Origin of the sequence: Aurantimonas sp. (genome assembly GCF_964217435.1) — a bacterium.
In the GTDB taxonomy this organism is placed as follows: domain Bacteria; phylum Pseudomonadota; class Alphaproteobacteria; order Rhizobiales; family Rhizobiaceae; genus Aurantimonas; species Aurantimonas coralicida.
In genome coordinates this window covers 39,100-61,080 of record NZ_CAXPJM010000040.1, presented here as the reverse complement: position 1 = coordinate 61,080, position 21,981 = coordinate 39,100, and the positions used below count along the sequence as shown (strand labels likewise).

General features: G+C 65.6%; 18 protein-coding genes. 9 read left to right on the top strand and 9 right to left on the bottom strand.

What is annotated here, in order from left to right:
- The 3 genes from ACEQX1_RS15930 to ACEQX1_RS15920 are packed head-to-tail and all read right to left on the bottom strand — an operon-like array spanning position 1 to position 3,151.
- Positions 1-378 (bottom strand): Na+/H+ antiporter subunit C, encoded by a 378-nt coding sequence (locus tag ACEQX1_RS15930; RefSeq protein WP_370194037.1) that lies wholly within the window; start codon positions 376-378, stop codon positions 1-3.
- Positions 378-797, bottom strand: coding sequence for a Na(+)/H(+) antiporter subunit B (locus ACEQX1_RS15925; protein ID WP_005363582.1), 420 nt, complete (start codon positions 795-797; stop codon positions 378-380). The genes ACEQX1_RS15930 and ACEQX1_RS15925 overlap by 1 nt, the downstream gene beginning before the upstream one ends.
- On the bottom strand, positions 794-3,151 hold the full coding sequence (locus tag ACEQX1_RS15920; protein WP_370194038.1) for a putative monovalent cation/H+ antiporter subunit A: 2,358 nt from the start codon (positions 3,149-3,151) through the stop codon (positions 794-796). The genes ACEQX1_RS15925 and ACEQX1_RS15920 overlap by 4 nt, the downstream gene beginning before the upstream one ends.
- A 376-nt stretch (positions 3,152-3,527) precedes the next feature.
- On the opposite strand from ACEQX1_RS15920, the gene ACEQX1_RS15915 reads away from it, so the two are divergent.
- Positions 3,528-5,651, top strand: a complete 2,124-nt coding sequence (locus ACEQX1_RS15915) for a S9 family peptidase (protein WP_370194039.1) — start codon at positions 3,528-3,530, stop codon at positions 5,649-5,651.
- A 94-nt stretch (positions 5,652-5,745) separates the two neighbouring features.
- Here the strand turns inward: ACEQX1_RS15915 and ACEQX1_RS15910 are convergent, their stop codons facing one another.
- The 4 genes from ACEQX1_RS15910 to ACEQX1_RS15895 all read right to left on the bottom strand — a co-directional run bounded on the left by ACEQX1_RS15910 (position 5,746) and on the right by ACEQX1_RS15895 (position 9,048).
- Positions 5,746-6,702 carry a cytochrome c gene (locus ACEQX1_RS15910; protein ID WP_370194040.1) on the bottom strand — a complete coding sequence of 319 codons (957 nt, stop codon included), beginning with the start codon at positions 6,700-6,702 and terminating at the stop codon, positions 5,746-5,748.
- Positions 6,703-6,788: 86 nt separating this feature from the next.
- Positions 6,789-7,250: a cytochrome c gene (locus ACEQX1_RS15905; protein ID WP_370194041.1), complete on the bottom strand. Its 462-nt coding sequence runs from the start codon at positions 7,248-7,250 to the stop codon at positions 6,789-6,791.
- 195 nt (positions 7,251-7,445) lie between these two features.
- Complete coding sequence (locus tag ACEQX1_RS15900; protein WP_024348991.1) at positions 7,446-8,048, bottom strand: superoxide dismutase; 603 nt, start codon at positions 8,046-8,048, stop codon at positions 7,446-7,448.
- Positions 8,049-8,184: 136 nt separating this feature from the next.
- Positions 8,185-9,048: a branched-chain amino acid aminotransferase gene (locus ACEQX1_RS15895; protein ID WP_370194042.1), complete on the bottom strand. Its 864-nt coding sequence runs from the start codon at positions 9,046-9,048 to the stop codon at positions 8,185-8,187.
- A 195-nt stretch (positions 9,049-9,243) separates the two neighbouring features.
- Between ACEQX1_RS15895 and ACEQX1_RS15890 the strand changes: the two genes are divergently transcribed.
- From ACEQX1_RS15890 to ACEQX1_RS15880, 3 genes are all read left to right on the top strand, one after another.
- Positions 9,244-9,906, top strand: coding sequence for a haloacid dehalogenase type II (locus ACEQX1_RS15890; RefSeq protein ID WP_187390302.1), 663 nt, complete (start codon positions 9,244-9,246; stop codon positions 9,904-9,906).
- Positions 9,907-10,040: 134 nt separating this feature from the next.
- Positions 10,041-10,745, top strand: coding sequence for a L,D-transpeptidase (locus ACEQX1_RS15885; protein ID WP_370194058.1), 705 nt, complete (start codon positions 10,041-10,043; stop codon positions 10,743-10,745).
- A 161-nt stretch (positions 10,746-10,906) separates the two neighbouring features.
- Positions 10,907-12,478 (top strand): FAD-dependent oxidoreductase, encoded by a 1,572-nt coding sequence (locus tag ACEQX1_RS15880; RefSeq protein ID WP_370194043.1) that lies wholly within the window; start codon positions 10,907-10,909, stop codon positions 12,476-12,478.
- A gap of 42 nt (positions 12,479-12,520) precedes the next feature.
- Here the strand turns inward: ACEQX1_RS15880 and ACEQX1_RS15875 are convergent, their stop codons facing one another.
- Both ACEQX1_RS15875 and ACEQX1_RS15870 read right to left on the bottom strand, forming a co-directional pair.
- A complete protein-coding gene (locus tag ACEQX1_RS15875; RefSeq protein WP_155898361.1) occupies positions 12,521-12,760 on the bottom strand; it encodes an NINE protein in 240 nt (79 codons plus the stop codon).
- A 113-nt stretch (positions 12,761-12,873) separates the two neighbouring features.
- Positions 12,874-14,544 (bottom strand): helicase HerA-like C-terminal domain-containing protein, encoded by a 1,671-nt coding sequence (locus ACEQX1_RS15870; RefSeq protein ID WP_370197041.1) that lies wholly within the window; start codon positions 14,542-14,544, stop codon positions 12,874-12,876.
- A gap of 199 nt (positions 14,545-14,743) precedes the next feature.
- On the opposite strand from ACEQX1_RS15870, the gene ACEQX1_RS15865 reads away from it, so the two are divergent.
- The 5 genes from ACEQX1_RS15865 to ACEQX1_RS15845 all read left to right on the top strand — a co-directional run bounded on the left by ACEQX1_RS15865 (position 14,744) and on the right by ACEQX1_RS15845 (position 21,940).
- A complete protein-coding gene (locus ACEQX1_RS15865) occupies positions 14,744-15,118 on the top strand; it encodes a hypothetical protein (protein ID WP_024348997.1) in 375 nt (124 codons plus the stop codon).
- A 179-nt stretch (positions 15,119-15,297) separates the two neighbouring features.
- The gene (locus tag ACEQX1_RS15860) at positions 15,298-17,025 is read left to right on the top strand and encodes an HWE histidine kinase domain-containing protein (protein WP_370194045.1); all 1,728 of its coding nucleotides are present in this window, start codon (positions 15,298-15,300) and stop codon (positions 17,023-17,025) included.
- A 178-nt stretch (positions 17,026-17,203) separates the two neighbouring features.
- Positions 17,204-18,640 carry a methylmalonyl-CoA mutase subunit beta gene (locus ACEQX1_RS15855; RefSeq protein ID WP_370194046.1) on the top strand — a complete coding sequence of 479 codons (1,437 nt, stop codon included), beginning with the start codon at positions 17,204-17,206 and terminating at the stop codon, positions 18,638-18,640.
- Entirely contained in the window at positions 18,637-20,799 is a 2,163-nt protein-coding gene (gene scpA / locus ACEQX1_RS15850; protein WP_370194047.1) for a methylmalonyl-CoA mutase, read from the top strand. The genes ACEQX1_RS15855 and scpA overlap by 4 nt, the downstream gene beginning before the upstream one ends.
- 94 nt (positions 20,800-20,893) lie before the next feature.
- Positions 20,894-21,940 (top strand): magnesium transporter CorA family protein, encoded by a 1,047-nt coding sequence (locus ACEQX1_RS15845; protein ID WP_370194048.1) that lies wholly within the window; start codon positions 20,894-20,896, stop codon positions 21,938-21,940.
- The last annotated feature ends 41 nt before the right edge of the window (positions 21,941-21,981 follow it).

The window sequence follows — 21,981 nt, the reverse complement described above, 5'->3', positions numbered from 1 at the left end:
TCAGTATCCCAGGGGCGGAAGCCCCTGGTCCTCGGGTTCTGCGATGCGCATCTGGTCGGTGTCGTCGGTGCCAAGGTCCTGATAGGCGCGATAGGTCAGCACCAGCAGGAAGGCGAAGAAGGAGAACGAGATCACGATCGCGGTCAGGATCAGTGCTTGCGGCAACGGATTGGCGATCGGCCCATCCGGCGTAACCAGATCGGTGGGAATGATCGGCGGCGCGATCGGCCCGAGGCGGCCGGCGGTGAAGATCAGGAGATTGACCGCATTGCCGAGCAGCACGACGCCCAGCAGCATGCGGATGATGTGCTTGGACAGGAGCAGGTAGAAGGCGACGGCAAAGAGACAGCCGACGACAAAGGCGAGTGCAGTCTCCATCAGTCTGTCTCCCTTTCCTCGAGGGCGAGCCCGATCGTACTGATCGCACCGACCACGACGAGATAGACGCCGATGTCGAAGAACAGCGGTGTCGAGATTCCGACGTCGCCGCCGAGAAATGCGGGAAAACTCCAGACGCCCGTCAGAAACTCGACGCTTACGACCATGGACACGACACCGGACAGGACAGCGAGCATCAGCCCGCTGCCGGCGATCGCCATGGGATGGAAATAGAGAGCCCGCCGCACCGGTGCGACGCCGCAGGCGATGCCGTAGATTGCAAAGGCCGATGCGGCAATCAGGCCGCCGATGAAGCCGCCGCCGGGCTCGTTATGGCCGCGCAGCAAGACGAAGATCGAGAACAGCACCATCAGGCTGGTCAGATACGGCGCGGTGAAACGGAAGATGACCGTTCTCATGGCGTCACCTCCATCGGATCGGCAGGTCGCGGATTACGGCGCTTCACCCTGACGCGGATCAGCGCGAGAACGCCCAGACCGGTGGTCATCACCACGGCGATCTCGCCCATCGTATCGATGCCCCGGAAATCGACGAGGATGACGTTCACGATGTTGCGGCCATGGGCGATGGCGTAGCTGTAGCGTTCGAAGAAGTCCGAGAGGACGGAGTCGAACGGCCGTTGCACGACGGCGAGCAGGAACAGTCCGAAGCCCGCGCCGGCCGCCGCTGCCAGCGCCGCATCCGGCAGCTTCTCGCGGGTCGGGCGATGATCGGTCGGCGACAGCTTCAACCGGGTGATCGCGAGGGCGAGGATCACCACCGACAGAGTCTCGACCATGAACTGAGTGAAGGAGAGGTCCGGCGCGCCCATCAGCATGAAGATGAGGGCGACGGCAAAGCCCTGGATACCCAGCGAGACGATCGCCGTCAGCCGGTTCTTGGCGACGACCACGGCGAAGAGACCGCACAGGAGCAGAGCCAGGACGATCCACTCGTAATAGGTGACCTGCGGGAATTCCGGCATCGCCGGCCAACCGCCGGTATAGGCCATAGCCCCGAACAGCGCTGCGGTCATCACCGCGACGGTCGCGGTCATGTAATAGTCGAGCCGGCCGGACTGCAGGAAGTTCGTGATCGCAAAGGCACCGCGGATCAGCCCGCGCATCGCCTGATCAAAGCCATGATCGGGCCCCCAACCGATTGCAGCGAGCAACGCGGTCAGCCCGGCGCGCAGCCGTTCCGACAGAAGATAGATCACCACGCCCAGCGCGATGGTCGCCAGCGACAGGGCAAAGGCGAGGTTCAGATGCGGCATCCAGCCGATCTCGATCGCCACCGGCTCGCCGACGGCCGCCGACGCCATCGGCGACGAGAAGAACGCGTGATAGGCGCCGTAGAACAGCCCGCCGACGAGGCCGCACACACCGAGGACGAGAGGCCCGAGCCAGATGGTCGGCGCACCCTCATGCGGATGGTGGATGGTCTCCGGCATGCGGCCGATAAAGGGCTTCAGAGCCACGATGAAGGCCGCTGCGAACATCAGTGCATTGCCTGCGATCGCCGCGCAGATCAGGGCGAGATGATACGGATCGCCATGCTCAAGCGCATGATAGATTTCCTCCTTGGCGAGGAAGCCGACGAAGGGCGTGATGCCGCCCATGGACAGCGCGCAGAGCAGCGCAGCCGCGAAGGTGATCGGCATCGCCCTGCCGAGGCCGCCCAGATGATCGATCTCGCGTGTGTGAGCGCCGTGGTCCACAGAACCGGCGACCATGAACAGGCCGCCCTTGAACAGCGAATGAGCGATCAGATAGAGCACCGCGCCGATGATCGCCGTCTCGGTTCCTACGCCGATCAGCATCACCAGAAGGCCGAGCGATGCGACCGTCGTATAGGCCAGCGTGATCTTGATGTCGGTCGCCCGCACGGCGAGAAGCGCACCTACTACCAGCGTCACCGCGCCGAAAAGCGGCAGGATCGTCGTCCAGAGCGCGGTGTCGCCGAGCGCCGGATGAAGGCGCAGCAGAAGGTAGACGCCGGCCTTCACCATCGTGGCCGAATGCAGATAGGCCGAGACCGGCGTCGGCGCTTCCATCGCGTTCGGCAGCCAGACATGGAACGGCATCTGCGCAGATTTGGTGAAGGCGCCGGCCAGAACGAGAATCAGGATCGGAACGTAGAAGCTGCTTTCGCGCAGCGCGTCGCCTGCCGCGAGAACGTCGCTGAGCGAGGTCAGCCCCGTCAGCTCCCGGATCGCGATCAGCCCCGCCATCAGCGCAAGACCGCCGCCACCGGTGATCACCAGTGCCTGGATCGCGCCGCGCCGCGCAGCGCCCCGCTCATGATCGAAACCGATGAGCAGGAAGGAGGTGATCGAGGTAAGTTCCCAATAGACGATCAGCGTCATCAGGTCGTCGGACATGACGAGCCCGAGCATGGCGCCCATGAACATGAGCATGAAGGACAGGAAACGTCCCTGATCCCGGTGCCCGGCAAGGTAGCCACCGGAATACAGGATGATCAGCGTGCCGATGCCGGTGATCAGCAGAGCGAAGGTCGAGGACAGGCCATCCAGCCGGAACGAGAACCGGACGTCGAAGGACGGGATCCAGTCGAGGCCGAAGAGAAACACGTTCCCGCCTGCCACTTCCGGCAGAGCGCCGAGAAAGATCAGGAACGCGAAGGCCGGCGCCAATGCCAGGACCCAGCACGAATGCTGCTTCAGGAAGCGGGTGAGGATGGGCGCCAGGGCCGCAGCGAGAAATGGCAGAGCGAGCGCGAGAAATCCGCTGTTGGCCTCGATCCCCGTCATGCGCTGCTTCGCTCCCCGTTTCCATCGATAGCGAAGCACACGCGTCGCATCATTGCCCCCTCATACGAAGCCAAGTTCGCTGCGGCAAGGCAACGTGTCTGACCAAGTTTTGATGGAATGGGCGTCCATCGATCATTGCGAGCGGCGGGTTGCGGCGTCCAACCCCGGTGCATAGTTGAATGCGTAACCGCGGCCTTCGGCATGAGACGCCGCGAACGCGGACGAAATGCTGGGGATAGCCCGGCGCAGGACGAGGTGTACCTGCCAGTGAATGGGGCTCTTTCCAATTGTCCTCCCCACGACGTTCCGCACCCCTATCGGTGCAGCATCCGCGATATTGTCCGCCCTTCCCAGAGACGTCAGCAAGACAGGCTCGATGACCGACACCAAGACACCGCCGCACATCCCCGCACCGCCCCAGGCCGAACGCCGTCCGGTGACCGACATCCGCCACGGGCGTGAACGTTCGGACGAATACGCATGGCTGCGCGCGCCAAACTGGCAGGACGTGTTCAAGGACACGGCGGTGCTCGACCCGCAGATCCGCGATCATCTTGTTGCGGAGAACGCCTATCAGGAAGCCGTCATGGCCGGCACCACGGAACTGCGCGAGGCGCTGGTCAAGGAGATGCGCGGTCGGATCAAGGAGGATGATTCCTCCGTTCCGGCACCTGACGGACCGTGGGCCTACGGCATTTCCTATGTGACCGGCGCGGAATATCCCCGCTTCGTTCGCCGGCCGCGGGACGGCGGTGACGACGAGGAGACAGTGCTTCTGGACGGACAGGTCGAGGCTGCCGACCGGGCCTATTTCTCGCTCGGCGGCATTGCCCATTCCACCGACCATCGCTGGCTTGTCTGGACGCATGACGACAAGGGGTCGGAGTTCTACACCCTTTCGATCCGCGACCTCGAGAGCGGCAAGGACCTCGACTACACGATCGAGGACACCAGCGGCGGTGCCGCCTGGTCGGCGCGTTCCGACGGCTTCTTTTACACGCGTCTCGACAGCAACCACCGACCGAGCCGGGTCTTCTACCATCGCCTCGGCAGCGATCCGCACGATGATCGCCTGATCTACGAGGAGACCGACACCGGCTTCTTCATGGATGTCGACAAGACCCAGTCCGGCGACTTCATGCTCATCGACATTCACGACCACGAGACGTCCGAATGCTGGCTTCTGCCGGCGAACAACCCCGCCGCCGAGCCGCGGCTCGTGGCCGAACGCGAGACCGGCGTCGAATACGACGTCGACGAGGGTGGCGGCTGCCTTTACATCCGCACCAATGCCGATGGCGCGCCGGACTTCAAGATCGTCACCGCGCCGACCGACGCGGCCAAGCGCTCCGACTGGACGGACTATGTCCCGCATGAGAGCGGCCGGCTGATTCTCAACCACATGATCCTGAAGCGCCATCTCGTCTGGCTGGAGCGCCGGGACGGTCTGCCCCGGATCGTCGTCAAGCGTCTTTCGGATGGCGAGGAACACGCTATCGCCTTTGAGGAGGAAGCCTATTCGCTGGGCCTTGCGGGCTCCTACGAATTCGATACGGACACGATCCGCTTCAGCTATTCCTCGCCGACGACGCCGAGCCAGACCTTCGACTACAATCTCGCCACACGCGAGCGCACGCTTCTGAAGACCCAAGAAGTCCCCTCCGGCCACGAGCCGGCGGACTACGTGACCCGGCGCATCATGGCGCCCGCGAAGGACGGCGAACTGGTGCCGATCTCGCTGCTCTACCGTAAGGATACGCCGCTCGACGGCTCGGCGCCGTGCCTTCTCTACGGCTACGGCTCCTACGGCATCGCGATCCCCGCCTCGTTCAACGCCAACGCGCTGTCGCTGGTCGATCGCGGTTTCGTCTATGCCATCGCCCATATTCGCGGCGGCAAGGACAAGGGCTTTGCCTGGTACGATGCCGGTCGGCGGCGCAACAAGGCGAACACCTTCACTGACTTCATCGCCTGTGCCGACCATCTCGTCGCGCAGAATTACACACGCTACGAGCGCATCGTCGCCCATGGCGGTTCGGCCGGCGGCATGCTGATGGGCGCCGTCGCCAACATGGCACCGGAAAAGTTCGGCGGCATCATCGCCGTAGTGCCCTTCGTCGATGTGCTCAACACCATGCTCGACGACACCCTGCCCCTGACCCCGCCGGAATGGCCCGAATGGGGCAACCCGATCCTGTCCGGCGAGGACTACGAAGTGATCGCGTCCTACAGCCCCTATGACAACGTGAAGGAGCAGGCCTATCCGCCAATGCTGGTCCTCGCCGGGCTTACCGATCCCCGGGTGACCTACTGGGAGCCGGCGAAATGGGTCGCGCGGCTGCGCGACATGAAGACCGACGACAACCCTGTCATCCTGCGGACCAACATGGATTCCGGCCATGGCGGCGCTTCCGGGCGCTTCTCCAAGCTGGAGGAAGTCGCCTTCGTCGATGCCTTCGCGCTGCGGCTGATGGGCAAGGATACGCTGACCACCGGCTGATCCGAACGAGCGCATGGCGGGCGGGACGGCCCCGCCCGCCATGCCTGTATTAGCGAATGCGACCGGGACCGGCTGGCACGCCAGGATACTGGGCCTAATCCGACGGCGATGCCTCGGCGGCCTCTACATCCCGGTCGATGGCGGGGATCGCCTTCAGATAGGCCGCGATCGCCTCACGGTCTTCGGCCGGCAGTCGGGCCATGTTCTCCTGCACGGCCACCATCGCGCCGCCGACGGAATCGAAATCGGGCGTGAAGCCGCTTTCCAGATAATAGGCGATGTCGCTGGCCGACCAGCCGCCGATCCCCGACCGCGACGGGGTGATGTTGGGCACACGTCCCTCGCCTTCCGGGTTAGGCGCGCCCGCCAGCCATTGTGACAGTTCAAGCCCGCCGGCTCCGCCAAAGCTGCGCGGGGTATGGCACTGCCCGCAATGGCCCGGTCCCTCGACGAGATACTGCCCGTCATGCGCCGCCGCAGGTGCATCTGCCGGCAGATCTACCGCGGGTTCGCCATCGCCGAGGAAGGCGAGTTTCCACAGCCCGACCCCGCGGCGCAGATTGAAGGGGAAGGTCAGCGCGTTCGACGGGGCCTTGCCCTCGACCTCCGGCAGACCTTGCAGGAAGGCCCAGAGATCGGCCACGTCGGCCAACTGCATGTTGACGTAGGACGTATACGGGAAGGCTGGATAGAGATGCCGGCCGGCGGGATCGACGCCCCGCTGCATCGCATTGGCGAAATCCGCAAAGCTCCAGCCCCCGATGCCGTCGACCGGATGGGGCGAGATGTTGGGCGCATGGAACGTGCCGAAATCGGTCTCGAGCGGCGCCCCGCCGCCGAGTTTCAGAAGATTGTCGTCCTTCGCCTTGGCCGGCGCGTGACACGACGCGCAACCACCGGCCCAGAAGAGCCGTTCGCCCTTCGTGGCATCGCCGGCCGGGACCTCCGCCAGGGTCGCGGCATTGAGGCGCTGCGGCATGGTCAGGAGATAGAAACCGCCCGCCCCCAGGATGACGAGGAGAAAGAGGCCCGTCAGGATCCGGTCGAGCATTGCACCGATCCCGGATCATCCCGCCGGCCGCACAAACGGCCAGCCTCGCCCGATTGCGACTGCGTCGGCGTCATGCCGCGATCCGCCTATTTGTCCTTGTCGATGCGGAATTCCTCGTGGCAGCCCTTGCAGTTCTGGGTGACCATGCCGAATGCCTGCTTGAAGGACTCCATGTCCTGCGGCGCGGCATCGATGGCAGCCTGGGTGTCCTCCTGGAACTTGACGAGTGCTGCCTCGAACTCATCCGGCTTTTCCCAGATCGCCGGCGCCGCTTCGGTGTCGTTGCCGGTCTTGCTGTCCTCGGGAAAGTAGTCGCCGAACTTCATCGCCACGTCGTGCATCTCGGTGAAGATCGCCGCGACCTTCGCGGCATCGAAGGGAGCCTCACCCTTGAGCATTGCGCCGCCGGCCTTGGCGGAGTCGCCATTCTCTTCCATCAGCGCCTGGCGGGCCTCGATGGGTTCGACATTCTGCGCGAAGACGGGGACCACGGTTGCGGCGGACAGGACGACACCCGCAGTGATGACGATGAGTTTGCTCTGCAGCATGTAAACTCTCCCGGTATTCCGGCCAGAACAGCCGGTGCGGTGAAAGTTGAAACCAGATCCGGCAACCGTGCAATCTTGAAAACCCGTCGTCGCGCTCACGATCACGTGGGTTGCAAACATGCAAAAGCCCCGCGACGGATGCCGCGGGGCCTTCGTGGACAACCGGTCAGAGTCGACCGGTGAGGATGGCCGCGATCAGGCGGTCGCCTTCTCGTAGCATTCGAGCACGTGATCCCAGTTGATCAGATTGTCGACGAAAGCCGACAGGTACTTCGGGCGCGCGTTGCGGTAGTCGATGTAATAGGAATGCTCCCACACATCGACGCCGAGGATCGGCACGGCGCCGTGAACCAGCGGGTTCTCGCCGTTCGGCGTCTTCATGATCTCGAGCTTGCCGTTCTTGACGGCAACCCAGGCCCAGCCCGAACCGAACTGGCCGGCACCGGCGGCCTCGAAATCGGCCTTGAACTTGTCGTAGCCGCCGAGATCGCTGTCGAACGCGGTCTGCAGCTTGCCCGGCAGGCTCTTGCCGCCGCCATTCGGCGTCATCCACTGCCAGAAATGGATGTGGTTGTAGTGCTGGCCGGCATTGTTGAAGAGCGCCTGATCGGTGCCGTAGGACTTCTTGACGACCTCCTCCAGCGACAGATCGGCCATGCCGGCCTTCTCGGCCAGCTCGTTGCCCTTGGTCACATAGGCCTGGTGATGCTTGTCGTGATGAAACTCGAGCGTTTCGGCAGACATGTAGGGTCCCAGCGCGTCATAGGCGTAGGGAAGCTCCGGAAGCGTGAAAGCCATGGTCCGTCTCCTTCTGTTGGTGTCGTTAGGGGCGCAACGGCTCAACACGGGGAGTGTTTCCGCCACGCGCAAAAATCGGCGAGAACGAAGCTAGTGCCAACGGTCGCATTTGCCACCGTTTTTCGGCCAGTTCTTCCTACGCTGCCGTGCGGGCGAATGACCAGTACAGTTCGCGCGCCTCGGCATAGACCGCGCCGGCCTGCATCTGCCGGTCCTCGATACCCACGACCGGCACGACCTTGGAATGATTGCCCGTCGAGAATATCTCGTCCGCGTCGCGAAACTGGGCGACCGTCAGGGTCGTCTCGACCACCTCGCGGCCGGCCTCGCGCAGCAGCGCAATGATGCGCTGGCGCGTGATCCCGTTCAGGAAGCAGCCATTCGGGACCGGAGTGAAGACGACGCCGTCCTTGACCATGAAGAGGTTGGACGTGCCGGTTTCGGCGACATTGCCGAGCATGTCGAGGACCAGCGCATTGTCGAAGCCGCGCGACTTGGCCTCCATGATCGCCCGGCCGTTGTTCGGATAGAGGCAGCCCGCCTTCGCCAGCGTCGGCATGGTCTCCGGTGTCGGGCGACGGAACGGCGACACGCCGAGTGTGAAGCCGGAGGATGCGATCATCGGCGATTCGTAGAGGCACAGGCAGAAGCGCGTGGTCGCAGCATCGGCCGGAACGCCCATGTAGCCGCCGTCTTCGGCCCAGTACATCGGCCGGATATAGACCGCCGTCTTGCCGTCGAAATCCTGCAGACCCTCGTGGGTGAGGCGGACGATCTCGTCGGCCGCCATCGTCGCCTTCAGCCCCAGCGCCTCGGCCGACCGGTTAACGCGCTCGCAATGAAGATCGAGATCCGGCGCGACGCCTTCGAACCAGCGCGCCCCGTCGAACACCGAGCTCCCGAGCCACATGGCGTGGCTGCGCGGACCGATCAGGCCGGGATTGCCGTCGTGCCACTGGCCATCGACGAAGGTGCGGGTACGGGAAAATTCCTGCGGCATGGCCGGCTCCGGATTGGCTCTGCATGAAGCGTGGGGCACGGCGCGGCCCCTGCCCGTCCATAGCGCAGCAGCAACGTCTCGTCACGCGCCGGGCAGAGGCGGCCGCGAATGCGATCGCGATGCGTCCGCGGCCTTTCATTCGCGAGACCCTGCCCATATGACCCAACGGGGCCCGGCAACCCGAGGGAGACGTCCTTGCATTCAGTCTATGTGTTCGACGCCTATGGCACGCTGTTCGACACCGGCGCCGCCGTCGCTCGCCTGGCGGGCGAGATTGGCGAGGACGGACGTCTGCTGGCGGACATCTGGCGCCGCAAGCAGCTGGAATATTCCTGGGTGCGCAGTCTGATGGGCGGCGCCCATCGCAATTTCTGGGATCTGACGGAAGACGCGCTCGACTACGCATTCCAGAAAGTCCCGACAGCCGATCCGTCGCTGCGCGGTCGTCTCTTGGAAGCCTACCGGGACCTCGACACCTTCGAGGAAGTCCCCTCGACGCTGCGTGCCTTGCGCGACCGCGGCGCCCGTCTGGCGATCCTGTCCAACGGCTCCCGCGACATGCTGGCGCGCGCCGTTCGCTCCGCCGGTCTCGACGACGTCTTCGACATCGTCTTCTCCGCCGAGGATTGCGGAACCTACAAGGCGGCGCCCGCCATGTACGATCTGGTGACGACGCATTTCCGGCTTTATCCGGATGCGGTCTCGTTTCAGTCCTCCAACCGTTGGGACATCGCGGGCGCGACTGCCTTCGGCTTCCACACGGTCTGGATCAACCGCGGCGGCGAACCGGACGAGTATCTGGACCTGCAGCCGAGCGGGGTACTGCCCGATCTGCGGGATTTGCCGAAACTCGTTTGAGCGGCGTTTTCCTTCCTGGTCAAACAGCTGTGATGGCTGCGGAACTTCTCCGAAGTCTGCAGGTTTTGCCTGCGAATGCCAAAAGCGGGGCGCGTCTACCGATTCCGCCAAGAAAAATCGAAGGCTGGACCACAATGAACAATTCCGCACATTTCTCGCGGCGCAGGCTGCTCCTGGGCTTCGGCATTGGCGCGACTGCACTTGCTGCCGGCTGCACCAGCGGCTCGCGCGCGCGCATCGCCTCCGTCGCCCCCTACCCGGCACCGCAGGGCGGCGCTCCGGCACGGTATCGCGCGATGTACGACGCCGTGGTGGATGAAGGCTACCGGATCCCGGCCATCGATCTGAGCCGCGTCGATCCGATCTACTACCGGCAGGAAGTTGCCGATCCCACCGGTGAGAAGCCCGGCACGGTCGTCGTTGATACCGCCAACAAGTTCGCCTATGTCGTCGAGCCCGGCGGCCGCGCCATGCGTTACGGCGTCGGCGTCGGTCGCGAAGGCTTCGGCTGGTCGGGCCGCGCGAAGATCCAGTGGAAGAAGAAGTGGCCGACCTGGACGCCGCCGAAGGAAATGATCGCCCGCAAGCCGGAACTGGCTCAATATGCCGACGGCATGGAGCCGGGCATCGACAACCCGCTTGGGGCGCGCGCGCTCTATCTGTTTCAGAACGGCAAGGACACGCTGTATCGCCTGCACGGGTCGCCGGAATACTGGACCATCGGCACGTCGGGTTCGTCGGGCTGCATCCGCTTCATGAACCAGGACATCATCGACCTGTATGATCGCGTTCCGTCGGGCTCGCCGGTTCTGGTCCGCCAGGGCGGTCTCGTCGCCTGATCGCAGAGCGAATTTCCTACTGACATGAGGGGGTGAGCGGCCGAACCGCTCGCCCCTTTTACTTGCCGGATCACTGCCGCGGCCCGAGGTCGCGGACGGAACGTCCGCACTTGCGCCCCGTTGGCTGAAGACTTCCAGATCCGGCCAAGGGACCGCATTTCATGAAACATGACGTCTGCGCACTCGCCGACCTGCCCGAAACCGGCATGACCGAAGTCGAGATTGACGGCCTGAAGGTGCTGCTCATCCGCGACGGCGACACGGTCCACGCCACCGGCGCGATCTGCACGCACAAGGGCGCCCCGCTGAAGAACGGGACCCGTATTGGCAACCGGGTCATCTGCCCGTGGCATCATGCCATCTTCGACCTGACCAGCGGCGACCACATCGAACCGCCGGGACAGGGCTGCCTCAACCATTTCACCACCGAGATCGCCACAGGTCGGGTCCATGTCGACATTCCCGACGGCGCCGGCGTCCATCGGCCCGAGGTAGATCCCAAGGCGCGCAAGGCGGGCGGCGACCGTCTCTTCGCCATCGTGGGTGCCGGGGCTGCTGGTGTTGCCTGCGCCCAGGAACTGGTGCGCCGCGGTTTCGATGGCCGTATCGTCTTGTTCGGCGACGAAGGCGAACCGCCCTACGATCGCACCGATCTGTCCAAGGCCTATATGCAGGGCAAGAAATCCGACGCGGGCCTGCCGCTCCTTGGCGATGGCGGTCTCAACGCGATCGGGGTGGAGCGGATGACCGAGCCGGTCGCGCGGATCGACCGCGCCACGCGGACCATCCAGTTCCGCGGCAAGGACGGCGTCAATGCGGGTCTCGTCTACGACAAGTGCTTCGCTGCGCCGGGCAGCCGTGCCGGCACGCTCCCGCTCGACAATGCCGGCCTGCCGAACGTCTTCACTTTGCGCAGCCATGACGACGCCAAGGCGATCAAGGGCGCCATCGATGCCGCCAACCGGGTCGTCATCATCGGCTCCGGCTTCATCGGCATGGAGATCGCTGCCGGTCTCGTCCAGAACGGCAAGACCGTCACCGTGATCTCCCGCGAGACCCTGCCCTTCGCCTCGAAATTCGGGGACGCGGTGGCCGGCCAGATCGCAGCCCAGCACCGGGCCAAAGGCGTCGATCTGCGCACCAATTCGGTCGTCTCCGAACTGGAGGCGAAGCACGGCAAGGTCGACACGGTTCACCTGGCCGACGGCACCCGGATCCCGGCCGAGGTCGTCCTCATCGCGGTCGGCGCCAGGCCTCGCTTGGAGCTCTTCGGCGAGGACGTTGCAGGCGGGCTCGATGTCGCCGCCGATCTGTCGGTGGATGCAAGCCTGTTTGCTGGCGGCGACGTGGCAAATTTTCCGCTGGCGGGGCGGGACTACAGCACGCGCATCGAGCATTGGCGGGTCGCCGAGCAACATGGCCGCCATGCCGCCGCCGCGATGCTCGGGGAAGCCGGCGCCTTCGATGGTGTGCCGTTCTTCTGGTCGGCGCAGTACGGCCCGATCCACTATGTCGGAAATGCTCGGACCTACGACGACGTCCACATCGAGGGCGATCTCGACGCAGGCAGCTACACCGCCTTCTTCATCGTCGCTGGCCGCGTCGTGGCGGCACTGGGTCGAGGCAAGGCCGATACGACGGCCGATCTGCACGCGGTTATGCTGAGCGAGCGCACACCAGCCGTGGCGGATCTGGCCGCGGCAGGCTGGCAACCCGCAAGGCTGCTGAACTGACCCTGGGCGGGACGGCGGCGCATCTGCGCCGCCCCCAGCGTCTTACGAGAGGCGGCCCCGCTCGCGCTCCATCATGTCGATGCGGCTTTCGAGGTTTTCCTCGCGGACCATGCCCGGGATCAGGAAGAGGTCGATGATCTGCCCGATGCCGAGCAGACCGAGGGTCAGGAGCCACAGCAACCCGGTCCATGGCCGGCCGAGATAGAACCGGTGCAGCCCGCAGATCCCGGCAAAACAGAGAAGCCAGAGGATGTAGGATGCGAGTGTCGACTTCCGGTTCATGCCCATTCCTTCCATTCCGCGTCACCGAACAGATGGGGACGGGCGCGCCGGTTTGAAAGCCGCCGCCCTGGTCCCGGCGCCGCCGCGAACGAGGCGCATCTACTCGGTTCGCGTCACTTCCCGCGTTTCAGGCTGCCGAGAACGCCGCGCAGGATCGCCCGGGTCACCGTCGAGGCGACCGTGCGGCCGACCTGCTTCATGATGGTCTCGGTCACGGTCTGACGCTGATAGCCCGACGAACGCCGACGGGGTGCCGAGCGGCGGCGCGGTGCGGGCTCTGTCTCCTCCACCTCCTGGGTATCGTCGCGGCCATCGCCGCCAAGGCCGAAATCGGGAAGCTGGAAACCGGTCCGCGTCCGGCGAGGCGGCGGCGCGTCCCGCTCCTCCTCTTCACGGCGGCGCGCAGCGTCGGCGCGGCGTGCCGCTTCTTCCTTCCGCTCGGCTTCCAGTCGGCGCTGCTCTTCTTCCTGCGCGAGCTGATCCTCGGCCCGGCCGATGAGCATCTCATAGGCAGATTCCCGATCGACGGCATGGTCGTACTGGCCCGCGACCGGGCTCTTCGCCATCGTTTGCGCCCGCTCCGCCTCGGTCACCGGACCGAGCCGGCCGGCCGGCGGGCGGATCAGCGTACGCTCGACCATCGAGGGCACGCCCTTCTTGTCGAGGGTCGAGACCAGGGCCTCGCCGACGCCGAGCTTGGTGATGGCCTCGAAACAGTCGAATTCCGGGTTAGGACGGAAGGTCTCGGCCGCCGTGCGCACGGCCTTCTGCTCGCGCGGCGTATACGCCCGCAGCGCATGCTGAACCCGGTTGCCGAGTTGGGCCAGAACGCCCTCGGGCATGTCGAGCGGGTTCTGCGTCACGAAATACACGCCGACGCCCTTGGAGCGGATCAGCTTCACCACCTGCTCGACCCGGTCGACGAGGATCTTCGGCGCGTCGTCGAACAGCAGATGCGCCTCGTCGAAGAAGAAGACGAGCTTCGGCTTGTCCGGGTCGCCGACCTCCGGCAGTTCCTCGAACAGCTCCGACAGCAGCCAGAGCAGGAAGGTCGCGTAAAGCCGCGGATTCATCATCAGCTGGTCGGCGGCCAGCATGTTGACGATGCCGCGCCCGTCCCGGTCCGTGCGCATCAGGTCGGCAATCGCCAGCGCGGGCTCGCCGAAGAAATTCTCCGCCCCCTGCTGCTCCAGGACCAGCAGCGACCGCTGGATCGCGCCGACCGAGGCTTTGGCGACATTGCCGTAGAGCTTCGAGACATCGTCGGCATTCTCGGCCACATGGGCCAGCATCGCCTGCAGATCCTTGAGATCAAGGAGCAGCATCCCCTCCTCGTCGGCGATCTTGAAGACGATGTTGAGAACGCCTTCCTGCGCGTCGGACAGGTTCATCAGCCGCGAGAGCAGGAGCGGCCCCATCTCGGAGATGGTGGCGCGGATCGGGTGCCCCTTCTTGCCGAACACGTCCCAGAACACGACGGGATAGAGGTCGTGGTAATAGGGATCGAGACCGATGGCATCAGCCCGGGCGACGAGGAAATCCTTGCCCTCGCCGCGCTGCGACACGCCGGACAGATCGCCCTTGATGTCGGAGCAGAACACCGGCACACCGGCTTCCGAAAACCCTTCCGCCAATATCTGCAGGGTCACCGTCTTGCCGGTACCGGTCGCCCCCGTCACCAGGCCGTGGCGATTGGCGCGTGTCAGGTCGAGATACTCGCCCTTCTTGATCGCGTCCTTCGGGTCGCGGCTGGATCCCAGATATATCCGACCGTCTTCGAGCATGCGGCATCCCCCTCTTGCGGAGGCCGGAGCTTACATGCCGGTCTTCCGGCGACACAAGCGCACATCAAGGCCCTGTCGCCGATTGCAATTGCGCGCCCCCGCCGGCTTTGCCAAAGTCCCGCTGATTCGCGCCGACCCCCCAAGGGCCGGTTTTTAGCGGCATGTCCGGGGCAGAGCCTCCGATCCAAGAGGACCATCCATGCACGAGTTGTTCGCCAAGATTGCCGCTGAAACCGGTATCGACGAGGCCGCCGCCAAGAAGGCCGTCGGGCACATCCTCGCCTTCGTGAAGGCCGAAGGGGACGATCCGGCCGTCGGCAAGATGATCGCCGAGACGCCCGGCGCCGAAGACGCGATGGCGACCGCCGGCGAAGGTGGCAGCGGTGGCCTGATGGGCGGCATGCTCGGCGGCGGCATCATGGGCCTCGGCTCCAAGCTCATGGGCCTCGGCCTCGGCATGGGCGAGATCCAGACCGTGGCGCGCGAGTTGGTGGCTTTCGCCAAGACCCAGACCGACCCGGAGACCGTCGACAAGGCCCTCTCCTCCGTGCCCGGCCTGTCGCAGTATATCTGAGCGGCAGCGCCCCGGACGCCATGACATGGCCGGCCTCGTTGCCGGGCCGGCCACCTTTCCGCGCAGACCGCCAGCCGCGCGCTGGATAAAGCCGTTGCCTTCGCCTATGGTCTTGGCGAACAACGGAAATGTGGCCGTGTTGAAGGAACACGACGTCATCGGGGGAGCGAGGTCCTTGAATGACATCTGATCCGATCAGCGCCGAACCGGGCGCCACCCCTCAGCATGTGTCCCGGCTGCGTTCTTCGCTGACGCGTTCGTGGGCTGCCGGGTCGTTCAACCTTTCCCGCCTGTTCCGGCGACCGCCGCTCCTCGCGCATCTGGTGCTGTTCGCGGTCATCGTCCTGATCCCGGCCCTGCTGTTCAGCGCATTCCTGATCCTGCAATTCTCCGCCCAGCAGCGCGAGATCGCCGCTGCCCAGGTCAACGACACCGCCGAGATCATCTCCAACGCGGTCGATCGTGAAATCTACGGCATGATCACCACCGGCCGGGTGCTGGCCTCCTCGCCGTCCCTGGCCGAGGGTGAACTGGCCGGGTTCCACGCCCGCACGGTCGCGGCGCTGAAAACCACCAACACCGATGCCGCCCTGGTGGAGCCTAACGGTCGGATCGTCGCCTCGACGCTGGATCCCTATCCGGCCCCGGTTCGCGCCATGAGCTACACCGAAACGGTTGACCGGGTGCGCAAGACCCGTCAGCCGACCGTGTCCGGCGTGTTCTTCGGCGATCGCTCCGAACGCTTCGTGTTCCACGTCGCGGTGCCGGTGTTTCGCGGCAACGACGTCTCCTACGTCCTGATCATCAGCAAGGCTGCGGATACGCTTAGCGCAGTGATCGCCGATCGCAACCTGCCGCGCGAATGGTCCGCCATCATCAAGGATTCGAACGGCAAGCGGGTCTTCGCCGCCGTCACCAGCGAAGGCCGGATGGAGGCCCAGCAGGGCATTTCCTACGACAATCCCTCGATCATCGAGACGCTCGGCGCCCGCATGAGCCGCGACCTGATCGAGGCCTCCACCGTATCCAGCTTGACCGGATGGACGACCACGCTCGCCGTGCCCAACTCGGTCATCGTGCAGCCCGTCCTGCGATCCTGGCTGTTGCTGATCAGCGCCGGCACGGTGCTTCTGATGTTCTCGATCCTGCTGGGCATCCTGCTCGGTCGCCGCATTGCCGCGCCGATCCTGCAATTGTCCAAGCAGGCTGCCGCCATCGGCGCCGGCGAGCCCGCGGCGACGATCGGCACCGACATCGCCGAGGTTGCGGAGGTGTCGAAGGTCCTCGCCCAAGCCTCCCGCGCGCGCCGCGACGCCGAGGAACAGAACCGCTTCCTGATGCGCGAGATGACCCATCGCGCCAAGAACCAGTACGCTCTCATCGCGGCCATTGCGCGCCGGGCGGCCAAGGAAAGCGCCGACACCACGCAGTTCCTGGCGACCCTCTCCGAGGCGCTGAGTTCGCTGGCCCGCTCCGCCGATCTCCTGTCGAGCCGCGCCTGGGAAAGCGCCATGGTCAAGGACCTCGTGCATGCCCAGCTCCATGCCTTCGGCGCCGGCGGGGAGCAGATCGAGGTTCGTGGTCCGTCCGTCCGGCTGAACCCGACCGCTGCCCAGACCCTCGGCCTCGCCTTGCACGAACTGGCCACGAACGCCGTCAAATACGGCGCGCTGTCGACATCGGAGGGCAAGGTCGTCATCTCCTGGTCGATGGATGCCGAGTTCACCATCACCTGGAGCGAGAGCGGCGGACCGCCGGTGATCGAGCCCAAGCATTCGGGGTTCGGTACGCTGGTCACCCAGAAGATGACCTCGCGCGGCCTGAACGGCTCGGTCGAGATGGACTACGCTGTCTCGGGCGTGGTGTGGCAATTGCGAGCGCCCTCTGACGCCGTGATCCCGCATTAGCTCGCACGGGCAAGCGCGGGTCTGGCCAGACGCCATGGCAACGCCAGTTTCGTTTCCCGGCCGGACAGCCTATGGAAGCAGCCGGACGAGTGAGAAGGACAGGCGGGCGAGCCAGACCGCCTGACCTTCGCGACCGCCTTTCGGGGATGGCCGCGACCAGGCAGCACGAGGAGGGCCCATGACGGCGCTGACGATCGAAGCCATCGAGTTTCCGGAAGTCGACGAAGCCGGTTGGCGAGCGCGCGTCGAAAAGGGCCTGAAGGGGCGATCGTTCGAATCCCTCGTGACGACAGCCGAGGACGGGTTCGGCTACGGCCCGCTCTATGGACGCCGCGCCGCCGCGCCGCTCGGGCGTGCGACCTCCGGTCCCTGGCAGATCGTCCAGCGGGTCGACGACCCCGATCCGGCCCGTGCCAACCAGCAGGCGCTGGCCGATCTCGAAGGCGGCGCCAACGCACTGTCTCTGGTCTTTGCAGGCTCGGCCTCGGCCCATGGTTTCGGCCTGCCGATGGAGGCGGAGGCGATCGCCCGCGCCCTCGATGGCGTCGATCTCTCCATGATCTCGCTGCGGATCGAACCGCATATGGACGCCCGGATCGCCGTGGACGCCCTGCGTTCCCTTGCGAAAACGCGTGACCAGGCATTCGAGACGCTGACGATCGATCTCTGCCTCGACGCGGTCGGCCCCTTTGCCTTCACCGGCAGCTTTCCCGGTGCCGAGAGCGCCTTCCGGGCCCATGCCGGCCGCGCCACCAAAGGGCTGCGCGCCAGCGGCTTCATCGGCCGCGTCGCCGAGGCCGACGGTCGCCTCTATCACGACGCCGGCGCCACCGCCGCACAGGAACTCGGCGCCGTTCTCGCGACCGCGCTGTATTACCTGCGCGCGATGACCGAGGCCGACCTGAGCGTCGCCGACGCCGCCTCCGCGATCGGCTTCACCCTCTCCGTCGACCAGCGCCAGTTCGAGCAGACGGCCAAGCTGCGAGCGCTGCGCCTGCTCTGGGCGAAGCTGCTGGAATCCTGCGGCGAGGATGCGCCGTCCGCGACCCGTATCCATGCCGAGACGTCCTGGCGGATGATGGCTGCCCTGGACCCGCACACCAACATCCTGCGCGCCACCATTGCGGCCGTCGCCGCGGGCACCGGCGGGGCCGACAGCCTGGCCGTCCTGCCCTACACCGCGCCGCTCGGCCTGCCCGATCGCGCGGCGCGCCGCCTTGCCCGCAATCTGCAGATCATCCTGCAGGAAGAGAGCTTCCTTGCCTTGGTCGCGGACCCCGCCGCCGGCTCGGGCAGCATCGAGGCGCTGACCGACCTGACCGCCGAAGCCGCTTGGAACGAATTCCGCGAGATCGAGGCAGAAGGCGGCATCGTCGCCAGCCTGAAGACCGGCGCCCTCCAGAGCCGGGTCATGGACGCGCGGCTGGAACGCCAGCGGCGGCTGGAGGACGGCAAGACAATCGTCATCGGCGCCAGCCTCTACCCGCTCGAGAGCGAGCGCGATCATACGATCCTTGCCGTCGATCGAAGCGATCCGGCGGCGTCCGACGGCGAGATGCGCTGCGAGCCCCTGCGTCCGCACCGTCTCAGCGAAACTTCGGAGGCCAGCCGATGAGCGCGATCCCGGATTTCAGGCAAATCGGCTGGAGCCGCCCGAACGCAGCCGCGCCGCAATCGCCGGCGACCGACGGGTTCGAAACGCCCGAAGGCATCACGATCGGCGGCGCCTACGGCTCCGAGGCGCTGGAAGGCTACCCGTTCCTCGATACCCAGCCGGGCATCGCGCCTTATCTGCGCGGCCCCTACCCGACGATGTATGTCGAGAAGCCCTGGACCATTCGGCAATATGCCGGCTTCTCCACCGCCGCGGCGTCGAACGCCTTTTACCGCCGCAACCTCGCCGCGGGCCAGAAGGGCCTGTCGGTCGCCTTCGATCTCGCCACCCATCGCGGCTATGATTCCGATCACCCGCGCGTCGCGGGCGACGTTGGCATGGCAGGCGTGGCCATCGATTCCATCATCGACATGCGCCAGCTCTTCGACGGCATCCCGCTCGGCGAGATGAGCGTGTCGATGACCATGAACGGCGCGGTGCTGCCTGTCCTCGCCCTCTACGTGGCCGCGGCCGAGGAACAGGGCGTCGCGCAGGCCGATCTTTCCGGGACCATTCAGAACGATATTCTGAAGGAGTTCATGGTCCGCAACACCTACATCTATCCGCCGGCGCCCTCGATGCGGATCATCTCGGACATCTTCGAATTCACCTCGAAGAACATGCCGAAATACAATTCGATCTCGATTTCCGGCTACCACATGCAGGAAGCCGGGGCGACCGCCGACCTGGAGCTGGCCTACACCATCGCCGACGGCATCGAATATGCCCGCGCCGGTGTCGCCGCCGGGCTCGACATCGACCGGTTCGCGCCGCGTCTGTCCTTCTTCTGGGCCGTCGGCATGAACGCCTTCATGGAGATCGCCAAGCTGCGGGCCGCACGGCTGATCTGGGCGGCGCTGATGAAGGAGAACTTCGCGCCGCAGGATCCGCGCTCGCTCTCGCTGCGCACCCATTGCCAGACCTCCGGCTGGTCGCTGACGGCGCAGGACGTGATGAACAACGTCGTGCGAACCTGCGTCGAGGCGATGGCGGCGACGCAGGGCCATACCCAGTCGCTGCACACCAATGCCTTCGACGAGGCGCTGGCGCTGCCGACCGATTTTTCCGCCCGCATCGCGCGAAACACCCAGCTCGTGCTCGCCCATGAAACCGGCACGACGGGCCTGATCGATCCATGGGGCGGATCGGCCCATGTCGAGCGGCTGACCCATCTTCTCGCGGAAAAGGCGCTGGCGCATATCGCCGAGGTCGAGGCGATGGGCGGCATGGCGAAGGCTATCGAAAAGGGCCTGCCGAAGCTGCGGATCGAGGAAGCCGCGGCCAAGACCCAGGCGCGGATCGACTCGGGCACCCAGACCGTCGTCGGCATCAACCGCTTCCGCAATGCCAGCGACGACGAGATCGATGTCCTGCGGGTCGACAATGCCGATGTGCGGCGTCAGCAGATCGAGAAGCTGCAGCAATTGCGGGCCGAACGCGACGATACCGCGACCAAGGCGGCCTTGTCCGCACTGACAGCCGGAGCCGAGGGCAACGGCAACCTCCTCGAACTGTCCATCGCGGCGGCCCGGGCCAAGGCGACCGTCGGCGAGATGGCCGATGCGCTGGAGACGGTGTTCGGCCGCCATGTCGCCAAGGCGCAGGTCGTCGCGGGTGTCTACAAGCGGGAGGCGGGTCCCATGGCGGATCGTGTTGCGCAGGTTCAGGCGATGAGCGCGGCCTTTGCCGAGGCCGAGGGACGCCGTCCGCGCATCCTCGTTGCCAAGATGGGCCAGGATGGTCACGACCGCGGTCAGAAGGTCATCGCCTCGGCCTTTGCCGATCTCGGCTTCGACGTCGATATCGGCCCGCTCTTCCAGACGCCAGAGGAAGCGGCCCGCCAGGCCGTCGAGAACGACGTCCATATCGTCGGCGCCTCGTCGCTGGCCGCCGGTCACCTGACGCTTGTGCCAGAGCTGAAGGCCGCCCTCGCCCGGGAAGGCGGCGAGAACATCATGATCGTCGTTGGCGGGGTCATCCCGCCTCAGGACGTTCCGGCGCTGAAGAAAGCCGGCGCGGCGGCGATCTTCATGCCGGGCACCGTCGTCGCGGAAGCAGCGGCCGATCTCCTGCAGTCGCTCGCCGCCCATCTCGGACACGGCAAGCTGGCGGCAGAGTAGAGCCCGTGACGACCCACGGCACCGGTGCACTTGCGCCATTGGGCGGCGATCCCTGTGGGAAGCGCCGTTCCCGCACCTTCGGCGGATGGCGCCCATGATCGAGGCCTACACGCCCTCGGGCCGCTTCATGCGCCCCCGATCGGTGCAGGGCGACGCGATCCCGGCCGAGGCCGTCTGGCTCGACCTCCTCAACCCGACGGCGGACGACGTCTCCGCCGTCGAACGGCTGTGCGGCATCGACGTGCCCACCCGCGAGGAGATGGACGAGATCGAGGTCTCGAGCCGGCTCTATTCCGAAGATGGCGCGGACTTCATGACCGCCTCGGTGGTGTTCGGCCTCGACAGCGGCAAACCGTCCTTCGCGCCGGTCACCTTCATCCGGACCGGTGACCGGCTGATCACCCTGCGCTACAGCGAGCCGAAGAGCTTCGCGATCTACGCCGCAAAGCTCTGCCGCGAAACGCCCAACGCCGCTCATATGTCGCCGGAAAACCCACAGCCGACGCAGACCGCCAAGACGGCAAGCCACCCCGGAACGCCGACAGCCGACAGCATCCTGATCGGTCTTCTGGAGACTGTCGTCGACCGGGTTGCGGACCTCCTGGAATCCATCTCCGCCGATCTCGACCGGATCGGCGACGACATCTTCTCCTCGTCGGCGAGAAAGAAGCCGACGGGCACCGCGGACTTCAAATCGCTGCTGCGGCGGATCGGGGCGGCCGGCGATCTCACGTCGCGGGTCCGCGAGAGCCTCGCGACCCTCGACCGGCTGCTGCCGTTCCTGCAGCTCGTCCTCGACGGCCGTAAACCGTCGAGCCGGGACACTAGGCCGCGGGTCAAGGCCATGTCCCGCGACGTGCACTCGCTCAACGACTTCGTCTCGTTCCTGTCGAACAAGACGACCTTCCTGCTGGACACGACCGTCGGCATGATCTCGATCGAGCAGAACGCCATCATCAAGATCTTCTCGGTGGCGGCGGTGGCGTTCCTGCCGCCGACCCTCATCGCGTCGATCTACGGCATGAACTTCACGCACATGCCCGAACTGGGCTGGACGTTCGGCTACCCCCTGGCGCTCGCGGCCATGGTCGTCTCCGCCGTCGTCCCGATGATCCTGTTCCGCTACAAGAACTGGCTCTAGCCGGTCGCGGGGCCTACGCATCGCGTTTCGCACTTTGCATG